Genomic DNA, 12,874 nt, shown 5'->3' with positions numbered 1-12,874 from the left:
CGCGCATTAACGAGATCGCCCGCAAAGCCAGTGCAGACGCGGCCTCGCGGGCGATCCGCGCGTATTTTCGTTACGCGGAAGTCATTACAGTCGTAACTGCTCAGCGGCGGGGCCTGGCCCGGCCGATCTTGTCCAGCGGCACGACCGCGCGGCCAAGTTCGTCCACCTGCTGCGCACCACGCGGGGGCAGCTTCCAGGCGTGGCCGTAGACGATTTCGAAGGTCAGCGGAATCACGCCATCGGCATTGCGCAGGCGCTCAAGCGCCGCGCACACCGCCTGATGCCAGCGCCGGCCATGCAGGCCGGCACGCCGCAGCGCCGGATGCGCGCGAAGGCCGCCGAAGGCTTGCACCTCGCGCAGCAGCGTCTCGGGAGATTCATAGGTCACGGTGAGCGTTTCCATGTCCATCACCGGCGTGGACCATCCACCATGTACCAGCATGTCGCCGATATCGTGCATGTCGACAAAGCGCAACGTGTGGGTCGCGGTATCGACTTCCTCGAACGCCGTGCGCAGTTCGCGCAGCGTATCGGGGCCGAACAGCGAGAACATCACGAGGCCATCGTCGCGCGTCACGCGGTGCCACTCCGGGAACACGCGATGCGGCTCCGGATGCCAGTGCAGCACCAGGTTGGACCACAGCAGGTCGAAGCTGCCGGGCGCAAAAGGCAGTGTGGCAAGATCGCCCTGGACCAGATCGAACAGCGGGCGCTTGCCGAGCAAGCGCCCGACCCAGCCGGGCCGCCGTTGAGGATCGCGCTGACCCGCTTCGGCCAGCATCACGCCAGAAATATCGAGGCCGGCAATCTGTGCATCGGGAAAGCGCGCGCGCAGGCCGGCCAGGCCCTGGCCGTGTCCGCAGCCGATGTCCAGCGCGCGCTGCGGCGTCAGCCGGACCACCTCCATGCGTTCCTGCATGCGGCGGCCGATCTCGCCAAGCAAGAAATCGAGCTGGCCGAACGCGGCGCTGCGCCGGTCGAAGGCGATCCGGGTCAGCCGCGTGGGCGGCACGAAAGCATCGGGAGAATCGGCGGCATGCAGGGACACGGGAAAACCAGGCAACAGGAAGACAAGGAAGGCGCGGCAATATTGATGGCGCATGGCAGCCGCGCGCCATGGCGGACGGCTGGACGGCAAGTATACGCGCGCACCGCGAAAGCCGCCGGACAGGTCCGCGGGCTGATGCGCAAGCTGCTGCCATGTGCGTGCGCGCTGTGCGGGACGGTGCAGGATGAAGTAGTGTGCCGCGACTGCGTTGCCGAACTGCTCTACCCGGTGTCGCGCTGCCCGGTTTGCGCGATGGGGCTGGCACCAGGCGAGCCGTGCCGGGCATGCGCGCAGCATCGGCCCGATTTCGACCGCGCCTTCACGCTCGGCGACTACGGCATTCCGCAGGATTCGCTGGTTCTGGCACTCAAGTATGGCAAGGTGCTGTCGCTGGCCGGGTGGCTCGCTGCCGCGCTCGCAAGCCGGGTACGGGCCGCTGGCACGCCGATGCCGGAGCTGATCGCGCCCATCCCGCTGTCGCCGCAACGGCTGGCCGACCGCGGCTTCAATCAGGCGTGGGAGATCGCCCGTCCGCTCGCGCGCCATCTGGGCGTGGCGAGCGACCCGGCGCTACTGGAACGTCCGCGCGATATCGCCACCCAGCACTTGCTTGATCTGGCCCAGCGTCAGATGAATGTGCGCGGCGCATTCCGCATAAGCCGGTCCCGACCCCTTGCGGGCATGCACGTGGGTCTCGTCGATGATGTGATGACGACCGGCGCCACACTGGACGAAGCGGCGCGCACGCTGAAGGCACATGGCGCGGCACGAGTCAGTGTGATCGTCGCGCTGCGTACGCCATAAGAGGCCAATGGCGGCGGATGACAGCGCCGCCCGCGCGCGGTAAGCTGCGCACCGTTTTTGATGCCGGGGCCATGGCGCCCTGCCCTGCCAAGGAAACCGCCCCATGTTCCATGTCGTCCTGGTCGAACCGGAAATCCCGCCTAACACCGGCAATGTGATCCGTCTGTGCGCGAATACCGGTGCGCAGCTGCATCTGGTCAAGCCATTGGGATTTCCGCTCGAGGATGCCCGCATGCGGCGTGCGGGACTCGACTATCACGAGTACGCTACCATGCGCGTGCACGACAGCTGGGACGCGCTGATGGCCAGCGAGCAGCCCGATCCATCTCGCATGTTCGCACTGACCACGCATGGCTCGACGCCATTCGGGCAGGTCAGTTTCCAGCCCGGCGACTGGTTCGTATTCGGTTCCGAAACGCGCGGACTCGCACCGGAGCGGCGCGAATCGTTCCCCCCGTCACAGCGCATCCGTCTGCCGATGCGGCCCAACAACCGCAGCCTGAACCTGTCGAATACCGTGGCCGTGGTCGTGTTCGAGGCGTGGCGCCAGAACGGCTTTGCCGGCGGCGCCTGAACGCCGGCGCTATTCCGGCTGCACGCCCGCGGCGCGGATCACCTTGTCCCAACGCACCTTCTCGCTCGCCATGGTTTGGCGCAGCGATGCCGGCGCCGTGCCAGCCGGCACGAAATACTGCGCGCGCATTTTCTCGCGCACGTCGGCGCTGCCGATGATGGCCACCAGCTCACGATAAAGCCGGTCGATGATCGCAGGCGGCGTGCCCGCCGGCGCCAGCACTGCCTGCCATGAAATCGCTTCGAATCCGGGATAGCCGGATTCCGCCACGGTCGGCACCGATGGCAACACCGCCGTGCGGCCCGTGGTGGTCACCGCGAGGATGCGCAGCTTGCCCGCATTGACGAGCGGCATCGCAATCGCCGGCACCATGAAGCCGGCCTGAATCTGTCCGCCCACCATGGCCGTAGTGACCTGCGGGAAGCCAGGATACGGCACGTGCTGCAGGTCGATGCCGGCCATGGCCTTGAGTTGCTCCATTGCGAGATGCGCGGCACTCCCGTTACCGACTGAACCGTAGTTCAGCGCCCCGGACTTCGTCTTCGCCAGCGCCACGAACTCGTGCAGGTTATGCACGGGCAGCCTTGCATCGACGACCAGCACATTCGGTGATGTCGCGACCAGCGTAACCGGCGCCAGCTGACGGAACGGGTCGTAGTTCAGGTTGCGCGACAGAGATGGCGCAGTCACCAGCGGCCCGTTGATCGTGAACAGCAGCGTGTAGCCATCGGGCGCGGCCTTGGCCACCATGCCCGTGCCGATATTTCCGCCGGCGCCAGGCCGATTTTCCACGACTACGGGCTGGCCCAGCGTCCCCGCGAGCTTTTCCGTAAGCAGGCGCGCGATCAGGTCGGGCGACGATCCCGCGGGAAACGGCACCACCATGCGCAGCGGCCGCGACGGCCAGTTGTCGGGCTTATCGGCCCAGGCAGGGGAAACTGCGCCGGCAGCGCAGGTACAGGCAAGCGCGATCAGCGCGCGGCGACGGGAAGTCATGCGTAGGGAATCGAAGAGTACTGAACGAAGGCTATTCGTCGCGCGCGTCGCGCTGCAGGAGTTGCGCCACGGCATCCGCGGCGCTCAGGCCTTCGAACAACACCGCGCACACGGCGCGCGTGATCGGCATCTCGATCTTGCAGGCCTCGGCCAGTGCGGCCACGGCCTGCGCGCAACGCACACCCTCGGCGACATGCCCAAGGCTCGCGAGGATCTGATCGAGGCTTTGTCCGGCCGCGAGCTGCTGTCCGACCTTGCGATTACGCGACAGGTCACCGGTAGCCGTCAGGATCAGGTCGCCCACGCCGGCCAGGCCCATGAACGTTTCCGCGCGTCCACCAAGCGCCAGGCCAAGTCGCGTCATTTCGGCCAGCCCACGCGTCACCAGCGCGGCGCGCGCGTTGAGCCCCAGACCCAGGCCATCGCTCGCACCGGTGGCGATCGCCAGCACGTTCTTCACTGCGCCGCCGACCTCGACACCGGTCAGGTCGTCGCTGCCGTAGATGCGCATGGCGTGATGATGGAATGCCGCCTGCGCGCAATCCGCCAGCGTTGGCACGCTGCCCGCGACTGTCAGCGCGCACGGCAGGCCCAGCGCCACCTCGCGCGCAAAGCTGGGGCCGGTCAGGACGCCATAGTCGAATCCGCTGGTGCGGCCCGCGGCGTCGAGTTCTTCGCGCACCATCTGGTGCGGCAGCGCGTGCGTGCCGGCCTCGAACCCCTTGCACAGCCACAGCATGCGCACATGGCCATTGCCGCGCCCGGCGAGCCGGCGCGTCATTTCGCGCAGGCCCGACACGGGCGTGGCTACGACTACGAGGCCATCGGGATCGCCGGCGGCATGACCGACTGCCTGCTCGAAGTCCGCTTCCACGCGCAGCCGCGGAGACAGTGGCACGCCCGGCAGATAGGCCTCGTTGCTGCCGGTCGCCGCGATCGCGGCAAGCTGGGCGGGATCGCGTCCCCACAGCACCACGTCATGGTTGGCGGCGGCATGGCTCGCAAGTGCGGTGCCCCAGGCACCTGCACCGAGGAAGGTCAGTTTCATGGCGGCTCGAACGGTGGATCGGCGCAATCGATGGTAGCCCTGTGCGCGGGCCCCGGAAAGGCAAAACGGGGCCGCAGCCCCGTTTCGTCAGGCAGTGCGGGACTGCCGGATCAGTGGCGAGCCTGGCTGCCGTCAGGCATCACGATGCCGCTGTTGGCGCCGCCGGCGGCCTGGGCTTCTTCCATGGCGGCCTGCAGGCGCTGCTCGTACAGGGCCTGGAAGTTGATTTCCGACAGGTGGATGGCCTGGAAGCCTGCACGCGTGATGACGTCGGCAATATTGCCGCGCAGGTACGGATACAGGATGGTCGGGCAGGCAATGCCCAGCAGCGGGTCGAGCTGCTCGACCGGCACGTTGCGGATGTCGAAGATGCCGGCCTGGTGCGCTTCCACGAGGAAAGCGACCTTTTCCTGGACCTTGGTCGTCACGGTGCCCGTCACCACCACTTCGAAGATGCCTTCCTGCAGCTGCGAAGCGGCCACGTTGACCTGGACTTCGACCGACGGCGCTTCCGATTCGAGGAAGATGCCCGGCGAGTTCGGCTGCTCGAGCGACATGTCCTTGAGGTACACGCGCTGGATGTTGAAGAAGGGTTGGTCTTCCTGCTGGGTGTTTTGCTGGTCGCTCATGAAAGGCTTCCGGGATGGGCGTTGGACGCGGCGGCCGGGTGCGGCACGAGCCTGCGCCCGGTTGGAAAACGCATATGGTACATGACGCGGGTGGCAATATCACCCGCGCCGGAGCCGCGGGTTGCTCTGGCTCAGGCGGCCAGCAGCGGCGTCAGTCCGCCCTGGCGGTCCAGCGCGGAGAGATCGTCGAAACCGCCAACGTGGGTGTCGCCGATATAGATCTGGGGCACGGTGCGGCGACCGGTGCGCGACATCATTTCCTCGCGCTTGCCGGGTTCACGGTCGATCAGGACCTTCTCGATCGTCTCGACGCCCTTGGACTTGAGCAAGCGCTCAGCCATCACGCAATAAGGGCACACCTGCGTGCTGTACATGACGACGCGGGCCATGCAGTTCTCCTTCGTTACTCAAACGCCGCCGGCCCCGCGCTAGCGGGATCCGGCGTATGTGACGGACAGGCCGGCCAGTCTGGCGCGGCTTACTTGATGACCGGAAGCCCGGCCTGCTGCCAGGCGGCGAGGCCGCCTTCGAGCACATAGGTCTCACTGTACCCGGCTTCCTTGAGCGCTGCCTGAGCCTTGCCGAGGCCCTGGCCGGTCTGGGATACCACGATGATGGGGACAGCCTTGTCCTTTGCAAGACCCGCCGCGCGCGAGGCCAGGTCCGACAGCGGGGCGCTCTTGGCCTGCGGCAGGTGCCCCTTGGCATACTCGGTGGCTTCGCGAATGTCCACGACCACCGCGCCACGCTTGTTGATCAGCTGCGTGGCGGCGGCCGTATTGACGGCCTTTCCGCCCGTGCCGCGGGCGATCGTGGGCCAGGCCAGCAGGCCGCCCGAGACCACGGCGAGGGCGATCAGGGCGAGGTTGTTATAGTCGGCGAAGAAATTCACGTTGGCATTCCGTTGGGTTGGGTCGGCGGCATTATAAAATACGCGGTTTGGCGTCCGGGCCTCCGCCGCCAGGCCACAGCGGCCATTGTCGCCTCTTTGTCGTTTCCCGGGCACACAGGAACACCGGCAGGCGGCACCGATGCGGCGGCCCCGGCGCACGCAGGTTATTTACTCTCTGGAAGCAGCAGCATGTACAAGCTAGTCCTCATCCGCCACGGCGAATCGACGTGGAACCTCGAAAACCGCTTCACCGGCTGGGTCGACGTCGACCTCACTGACACCGGCGCCGCGCAAGCCCGCCTGGCCGGCAAGCTGCTCAAGGAAGCCGGCTTCGCCTTCGACGTGGCCTACACGTCCGTGCTCAAGCGCGCGATCCGTACGCTGTGGCACGTGCAGGACGAAATGGACGAGATGTGGATCCCGGTACGCAACGAATGGCGCCTGAACGAGCGCCACTACGGTGCGCTGGCCGGCCTGAACAAGGCAGAAACCGCCGCCAAGTTCGGCGACGAGCAGGTGCTCGTGTGGCGCCGCAGCTACGACACGCCGCCGCCCGCGCTGGAGCCGACCGATCCGCGTGCCTCTTACGACGATCCGCGCTACGCCAATGTGCCGCGCGAGCAGATTCCGCTGACCGAATGCCTGAAGGACACCGTGGCCCGCGTGCTGCCGCTGTGGAACGAATCCATCGCTCCGGACATCCAATCGGGCAAGCGCGTGGTCATTGCCGCTCACGGCAACAGCATCCGCGCCCTGGTTAAGTACCTGGATCAGATTTCGGATGACGATATCGTCGGCCTCAACATCCCCAATGGCACCCCGCTCGTCTACGAGCTGGACGCCAGCCTGCGCCCGCTGCGCCACTATTACCTGGGCGACCAGGAAGCCATCGCCGCCTCGCTGGCGGCCGTGGCCAGCCAGGGCAAGGCCCGCTGAAGGGCCGCCGGGCGGCATGCACCACCCAAAGTGCGGCCGCCCACCGACAGCGGGTACGTGACAGGCCTATTTCTCCACACCGTTTTATACTGTCGGACAAACCGCCCCGCGCCCGGCGCAGGGCGGCTGCAGCCGGCATAATCCCCCTACGTACACGTTCAGGCAGCCCTCATGCGTAAGACGCTCAAGAACATCAGCCTCGTTTCGGTCGGACTCGTCGCCGGCGTGCTGGCCACGCTGCAGATTTCAGCCACCGCGCAGAATTCCGCCGGCCCCCTGCCACTCGACCAGTTGCGGCTGATGGCCGACATCTTCGGGCAGATCAAGCGCGAATATGTAGAGCCGGTCGATGACAAGAAGCTGCTGACCGAAGCCATCAAGGGCATGGTCGCGAGCCTTGACCCGCATTCGGCCTATCTGGACGAGAAAGACTTCAAGGAACTGCAGGAAGGCACGCGCGGCCGCTTCGCCGGCCTCGGCATCGAGATCTCGCAGGAAGAAGGCCTGGTCAAGGTCATCAACCCGATCGAGGACACCCCCGCGTTCCGTGCCGGCATCCAGCCCGGCGACCTGATTACCCGTATCGACGACAAGCCCGTGCGCGGGCTGCCGCTGGAACAGGCGGTCAAGCGCATGCGCGGCGAGCCCGGCACCAAGGTTACGCTGACGATCTATCGCAAAAGCGAAGAGCGCACCTTCCCGATTTCCATCACCCGTGCCGAAATCCGCGTCCAGTCGGTCAAGACCAAGATGCTGGACAACAACACCATCGGCTGGGTGCGCCTGACCAGCTTCCAGGAACGCACGGTCGGGGACCTGGGCCGCCGGCTCAACGAGATGGCCCAGAAGAACCCGGGCCTGAAGGGTATCGTCCTGGACCTGCGCAACAACGGCGGCGGCGTGCTGCAGGGCGCGGTCGGCGTAGCGGCGGCGTTCCTGCCGGACGATTCGACGGTGGTGTCCACCAACGGCCAGGTGCCCGACGCCAAGCGCGTGTACAAGGCGACGTTCAACAACTACCGCCTGTCGTCGCTCGAGGACGATCCGCTCAAGGACCTGCCGGCGCTGTACAAGAAAATCCCGATGGTCGTGCTGACCAACGCCTATTCGGCGTCGGCGTCCGAGATCGTGGCTGGCGCGCTGCAGGACCACCACCGCGCGCTGATCATGGGCAAGACCACGTTCGGCAAGGGTTCGGTGCAGACCGTGCGGCCGCTGACCAATGACACCGGCATCAAGCTGACCATCGCGTACTACTACACGCCGACGGGCAAGTCGATCCAGGCCAAGGGTATCCGCCCGGACATTCCGGTCGACCAGAACCCGGAAGGTGACCCGGACGACGCGCTGATCACGCGCGAAATCGACACCGAGCGCCACCTGCACAACAAGCAGGAATCGGAAGAGCCGGAAATGAACGAGCGTGAACAGCGCCGCGTGGAAGAACTGCGCCGCCTGGAAGAAGAGAACGCGAAGAAGACGCCGGAAGAGCGCGAGAAGGAACGTCGCAAGAAGCCGATCGAATTCGGTTCGGCCGACGACTTCATGTTGCAGCAGGCCATCGCCCAGCTCGACGGCCGGCCGGTCAAGCGCTCCAAGTCGAAGCTCGAAACCAACCCGCCCGCCGACAAGCCGGCCAAGGCCGCGCCTGCGAAGAAGGGCGCCAGCGCCCCGGCTGCCAAGCCCGCCGCGCCGGCGCCCGGCAAGCAGCCGCCGGCCAGTGCGCCGATCGGCGAGCCGCTGGGCACGCCGACCGGCAAGGCGCCCTGAGCGGCACCCTGACCAGAAGCGGCCCTGCGGGGCCGCTTTTTACATTGCACGTCCTGTCCTGAGCCTCATGCCATGAACGACGATCAACTGCTGCGCTATTCGCGCCATATCCTGCTCGATGAACTCGGCATCGAAGGCCAGGAGCGCCTGCTAGGTGCCCATGCGCTGGTGATTGGCGCGGGCGGCCTGGGCGCCGCCGCCCTGCCCTATCTGGCGTCGGCCGGCGTCGGCCGGATCAGCGTGGTCGACAACGACCATGTGGACCTGACCAATCTCCAGAGACAGATCATCCATACCACGGACAATGTCGGGCGCCTGAAGGTGGAGTCCGCGCGTGAGGGCATGCTGCGGATCAATCCGGGTGTGCAGGTTGATGTCATCGCCGCTCGCGTCGGTGATGCCGATCTGGAACAGCTCGTGGCACAGGCCGACGTGGTACTCGACTGCTGCGACAACTTCGCCACGCGCCAGGCGGTCAACCGCGCCTGCGTGCATCACCGCGTACCGCTGGTCTCCGGGGCGGCGCTGCGTTTCGACGGGCAGATCAGCGTCTTCGACCGGCGCCAGGACAACGCACCGTGCTACGCATGCCTGTTCCCGCCGTCAGAGCCCGCACCGGAAGTCGCCTGCGCGACCATGGGCGTGTTCGCGCCGCTGGTCGGCATGGTTGGTACCGTGCAGGCGGCCGAGGCGCTCAAACTGCTCAGTGGCGTGGGCCAGAGCCTGGCCGGCCGGCTGCTGATGGTCAATGCGATGACGATGGAGTGGACCACGATGCAGCTCGCGCGCACACCCGACTGCCCGGTTTGCGCCGGGCATTGACAGGCATCAGCGTGCCGAGCGCTCGCGCAGCCAGTCGGTGACCGCCGCGCGGTCGCCGCGGAACACCACACGCGCGGCGCGTTTCTCTTCCTGGTACGCGTACATCGGATCGTAGTAGTCGCGCAGCAGCACTTCGATCCAGGCGCGGTGCGGCGCGGTTTCCCCCCGCTCCGACTGGCTCGTCAGCGCCTGCTCCAGCAACGCCGACAAACGGCCATAGCGTTCACTGCCGAGCCGCGGGGAGATGGCGGCCATGGCGTCACGCAAACGCGTGGCATACGCCTCGAAGCCGGCCACCGGACCAAGCTGCTCGATATGCTCGGCAGCCAGCCCCAGCACATAGTCGCGCAAGACACGCTCCACGCGTTCCTCGAACGACGCCTCCAGCCACACCATCGGGCTGGCCTGCATGCGCTGCCACAGCACTTTGGGCAAGTCCCGGCCACCGATGAAGCGGCCCTCGTCCTCGACCACCAGCGCACGGTAGCCGGCCTCGGCACGCCGCAGCACATCGATGGCCAGCGAATTTTCGAAGTCGATCTGCTGCGGCTGTGGTTGCGCGCGGCGACCGAATGCCGAGCCACGGTGGCAGGCTAGCCCTTCAAGATCCACAGCCGCCGGCACTTCGGCAATCACATCCGTCTTGCCGGTGCCGGTCAGGCCGCCCAGCACAAGAAAGTCCTGCTTGGCCGCGGCCTGCTCGATCACGTCGATCAGGAAGCCACGCATCGCCTTGTAGCCGCCGGTCACGCGCGGATAGTCGATACCCGCTTCGTCGCGGAGCCACTGCTGCACGATCTGCGAGCGCAGTCCGCCGCGGAAGCAATACAGATAGCCGTCCGGATGGGCGCGGGCAAAATCCGCCCATTGCGCGATACGTGTCGCCTTGAGAGCGCCCCTCACCAGCCGATGGCCGAGTTCAATCGCCGCGTGCTGCCCTTTTTCCGCATAGCAAAGGCCGACCTGATGCCGCTCTTCGTCATCCATCAGCGGCAGGTTCACGGTGCCCGGGAACGCGCCACGCGCGAATTCGAGCGGTGCGCGCACGTCCATCATCGGCGTGCCGCTCAGGAACAATCGGCGGAGATCGCCGGTATCTTCACGCATCAGGCGACCTCTACGGCATGCTCGCCGCGTGCGGCCAGTTCGCCGATGGGCGCGAGGTCCAGGCCAAGCCGGGTGCAGGCATCGAGGAATGCCGCCTCTCCTGCCGGCTCGACAGCCACGAGCAGGCCGCCGCTGGTCTGCGGATCGCACAGCAGCGCGCGCTGCTCGTCGGTGAGTGTGCCGATGCGATGGCCGTAGCTGTCGAAGTTGCGCTGGGTGCCACCCGGCACGCAACCGGCATCGATATAACGCCGGATTTCCGGCAGCACCGGCACCGCCGCATAGTCGAGCCGCGCGGTCAGGCCGCTGCCATCCGCCATCTCCACCAGGTGGCCCAGCAGTCCGAACCCGGTCACGTCGGTCATCGCACGCACGCCTGCGAGCCGCCCAAACGCGCTCCCCGGACGATTCAGCACGCACATCCAGTCGCGCGCCACATGGGCATGCTCGGGCCGCAGCAATCCCTTCTTCTCCGCAGTGGTCAGCACGCCGATGCCGATCGGCTTGGTCAGGTAAAGCCGGCAGCCGGCGGTGGCCGTGTCGTTGCGTTTCATGTGCATGCGATCGACCATACCCGTCACAGCCAGCCCGAAGATCGGCTCCGGCGCATCGATGGAATGCCCGCCGGCCAGCGGGATCCCCGCGTCGTCGCACGCCTTGTGGCCGCCCGCCACGACTTCGCGCGCAACCTCGGGCGGCAGCACATTGACCGGCCAGCCGAGGATCGCGATGGCCATCAGCGGATCGCCACCCATGGCATAGATGTCGCTGATGGCATTGGTCGCGGCAATGCGGCCAAAGTCGAACGGGTCGTCGACGATCGGCATGAAGAAGTCCGTAGTGGACACCACGCCGCGCCCGCTGTCGTCGCCGTCGATGGCATAGACAGCCGCATCATCGCGCGAAGCATTGCCGACCCACAGGCGCGGGTCGAGGTTCTGCGCGCCGCTGCCGGCCAGGATCACGTCGAGCACCTTGGGGGAAATTTTGCAGCCACAGCCGGCACCGTGGCTGTATTGCGTCAGGCGGATGGATTCGGCCATGGTCGTGACTCCTGTACGGCAGCCTGGATGGAGAAAGGAATTGGAATGAGAAGGGTTACTGCAGGCGGGCAAGCGAATCGGCGGCGCCAGGATGCGCCACGCGGGGATGCCGGCCGCCACTGCAGGCAGCCTGGCAGGATGCGGCGGCTTACTGCTCGCCCGGCTCCATCTGCGACTGCAGGTAGTTCTGCAGGCCGACCTTGTCGATCAGGTCCAGCTGCGTTTCCAGGTATTCGATGTGCTCCTCGGTGTCGGTGAGGATGTCGACCAGGATCTCGCGGCTCACGTAATCGCCAACGGATTCGCAGTACGCGATCCCTTCCTTCACGGTAGCGTGCGCGGTCTGTTCCAGCTTCAGGTCGCACTTGAGCATTTCGGGCGTGTCTTCGCCGAGCAGCAGCTTGTGCAGATCCTGCAGGTTGGGCAGGCCGTCGAGCATCAGGATGCGGTCGATCAGCCGGTCGGCGTGCTTCATTTCGCCGATGGATTCCTTGTACTCCACGTCGCCGAGCTTCTTCAGGCCCCAGTGGCGATACATGCGCGCGTGCAGGAAATACTGGTTGATCGCGGTCAGCTCGTTCTTGAGCTGGGCATTCAGATGCTGGATGACCTTCTTGTCACCTTTCATGGGTGGCTCCTGTTGCATCGGGCCCGCGCAAAAACACGAACGGCGCCAGAGGCGCCGTATGCAGTCGAATGAAGATGCGAATGCGCGAAAACGCGCCGTGAACTGTGATTCAGTTCATGGGCGCGTTCAAGCCACCAGCGCCTCGCGCTGGTCGTTCGCGACTGCCGGGTCCCGAGTGTCCATTATGGTACATGTGCTGGACACGGAACAGGAGGAAATCTCCACAACCTGGATGTTCGCGATCGTGGCCGCGGTCACGTTGCGCACGGCGGCAACGCCTTCCGCCAACACTTGCTGGGCGCACTCGCGGCACCGTCCGCAACAGGTACCGACACCAAGCGTTTCGGCCAGTTCGTCGAGGGTTTCGACGCCTAGGTGAGCGGCTCCGTGGATTTCACGATCGGTAATCTGGTTGCAGATGCAGACGTACACAACTCCCTCCTTGGGGGCTGGCGGCACCGGCATGCCGCTCGAATGAACATCAGAATACCAAAGATCGAAAATGATAACAATTCCCATTAAGCCACAATTGCACAGGTGGGATTTGCGTCACTCAAGGAGAAGGGAGAAGCCGATT

At 66.0% G+C, this 12,874-nt stretch carries 15 protein-coding genes; 5 read left to right on the top strand and 10 right to left on the bottom strand.

Features of this window, described 5'->3' with window-relative positions; genetic code table 11:
- Positions 1–100: 100 nt before the first annotated feature.
- A complete protein-coding gene (locus tag K2O51_RS14030; protein ID WP_425332991.1) occupies positions 101–1,102 on the bottom strand; it encodes a methyltransferase domain-containing protein in 1,002 nt (333 codons plus the stop codon).
- An 81-nt stretch (positions 1,103–1,183) separates the two neighbouring features.
- Between K2O51_RS14030 and K2O51_RS14025 the strand changes: the two genes are divergently transcribed.
- Both K2O51_RS14025 and trmL read left to right on the top strand, forming a co-directional pair.
- Positions 1,184–1,852: a ComF family protein gene (locus K2O51_RS14025; RefSeq protein ID WP_140949327.1), complete on the top strand. Its 669-nt coding sequence runs from the start codon at positions 1,184–1,186 to the stop codon at positions 1,850–1,852.
- 103 nt (positions 1,853–1,955) lie between these two features.
- Complete coding sequence (gene trmL / locus K2O51_RS14020; RefSeq protein WP_011296500.1) at positions 1,956–2,426, top strand: tRNA (uridine(34)/cytosine(34)/5-carboxymethylaminomethyluridine(34)-2'-O)-methyltransferase TrmL; 471 nt, start codon at positions 1,956–1,958, stop codon at positions 2,424–2,426.
- Between the two features lie 9 nt (positions 2,427–2,435).
- Here the strand turns inward: trmL and K2O51_RS14015 are convergent, their stop codons facing one another.
- The 5 genes from K2O51_RS14015 to K2O51_RS13995 all read right to left on the bottom strand — a co-directional run bounded on the left by K2O51_RS14015 (position 2,436) and on the right by K2O51_RS13995 (position 5,991).
- Complete coding sequence (locus K2O51_RS14015; RefSeq protein ID WP_011296499.1) at positions 2,436–3,422, bottom strand: Bug family tripartite tricarboxylate transporter substrate binding protein; 987 nt, start codon at positions 3,420–3,422, stop codon at positions 2,436–2,438.
- A 31-nt stretch (positions 3,423–3,453) separates the two neighbouring features.
- Positions 3,454–4,470, bottom strand: coding sequence for an NAD(P)H-dependent glycerol-3-phosphate dehydrogenase (locus K2O51_RS14010; protein WP_140949328.1), 1,017 nt, complete (start codon positions 4,468–4,470; stop codon positions 3,454–3,456).
- Between the two features lie 110 nt (positions 4,471–4,580).
- Positions 4,581–5,099: a protein-export chaperone SecB gene (secB, locus tag K2O51_RS14005; protein ID WP_011296497.1), complete on the bottom strand. Its 519-nt coding sequence runs from the start codon at positions 5,097–5,099 to the stop codon at positions 4,581–4,583.
- 131 nt (positions 5,100–5,230) lie between these two features.
- Entirely contained in the window at positions 5,231–5,488 is a 258-nt protein-coding gene (gene grxC / locus K2O51_RS14000; protein ID WP_011296496.1) for a glutaredoxin 3, read from the bottom strand.
- Positions 5,489–5,577: 89 nt separating this feature from the next.
- Positions 5,578–5,991: a rhodanese-like domain-containing protein gene (locus K2O51_RS13995; RefSeq protein WP_011296495.1), complete on the bottom strand. Its 414-nt coding sequence runs from the start codon at positions 5,989–5,991 to the stop codon at positions 5,578–5,580.
- Between the two features lie 189 nt (positions 5,992–6,180).
- Between K2O51_RS13995 and gpmA the strand changes: the two genes are divergently transcribed.
- The 3 genes from gpmA (at position 6,181) to K2O51_RS13980 (ending at position 9,519) form a co-directional block, all read left to right on the top strand.
- Positions 6,181–6,927, top strand: a complete 747-nt coding sequence (gene gpmA, locus K2O51_RS13990; RefSeq protein ID WP_011296494.1) for a 2,3-diphosphoglycerate-dependent phosphoglycerate mutase — start codon at positions 6,181–6,183, stop codon at positions 6,925–6,927.
- Positions 6,928–7,098: 171 nt separating this feature from the next.
- A complete protein-coding gene (locus tag K2O51_RS13985) occupies positions 7,099–8,697 on the top strand; it encodes a S41 family peptidase (protein ID WP_011296493.1) in 1,599 nt (532 codons plus the stop codon).
- Between the two features lie 72 nt (positions 8,698–8,769).
- Entirely contained in the window at positions 8,770–9,519 is a 750-nt protein-coding gene (locus tag K2O51_RS13980; protein WP_011296492.1) for a HesA/MoeB/ThiF family protein, read from the top strand.
- Positions 9,520–9,525: 6 nt separating this feature from the next.
- Here K2O51_RS13980 and mnmH read toward each other — a convergent pair whose 3' ends face one another.
- The 4 genes from mnmH to K2O51_RS13960 all read right to left on the bottom strand — a co-directional run bounded on the left by mnmH (position 9,526) and on the right by K2O51_RS13960 (position 12,729).
- On the bottom strand, positions 9,526–10,626 hold the full coding sequence (gene mnmH / locus K2O51_RS13975; protein WP_220631238.1) for a tRNA 2-selenouridine(34) synthase MnmH: 1,101 nt from the start codon (positions 10,624–10,626) through the stop codon (positions 9,526–9,528).
- Entirely contained in the window at positions 10,626–11,669 is a 1,044-nt protein-coding gene (gene selD / locus K2O51_RS13970; protein ID WP_220631237.1) for a selenide, water dikinase SelD, read from the bottom strand. Before selD ends, mnmH begins: the two co-directional genes overlap by 1 nt.
- A 148-nt stretch (positions 11,670–11,817) precedes the next feature.
- Positions 11,818–12,297, bottom strand: a complete 480-nt coding sequence (gene bfr / locus K2O51_RS13965) for a bacterioferritin (RefSeq protein ID WP_011296489.1) — start codon at positions 12,295–12,297, stop codon at positions 11,818–11,820.
- 126 nt (positions 12,298–12,423) lie between these two features.
- The gene (locus K2O51_RS13960; RefSeq protein ID WP_041679451.1) at positions 12,424–12,729 is read right to left on the bottom strand and encodes a (2Fe-2S)-binding protein; all 306 of its coding nucleotides are present in this window, start codon (positions 12,727–12,729) and stop codon (positions 12,424–12,426) included.
- Positions 12,730–12,874 lie beyond the last annotated feature (145 nt).

It is taken from the genome of Cupriavidus pinatubonensis, from assembly GCF_019602855.1.
GTDB lineage: Bacteria > Pseudomonadota > Gammaproteobacteria > Burkholderiales > Burkholderiaceae > Cupriavidus > Cupriavidus pinatubonensis.
Note: the sequence above shows the minus strand (reverse complement) of the source record. Positions and strands in the feature narration are given on the sequence as shown.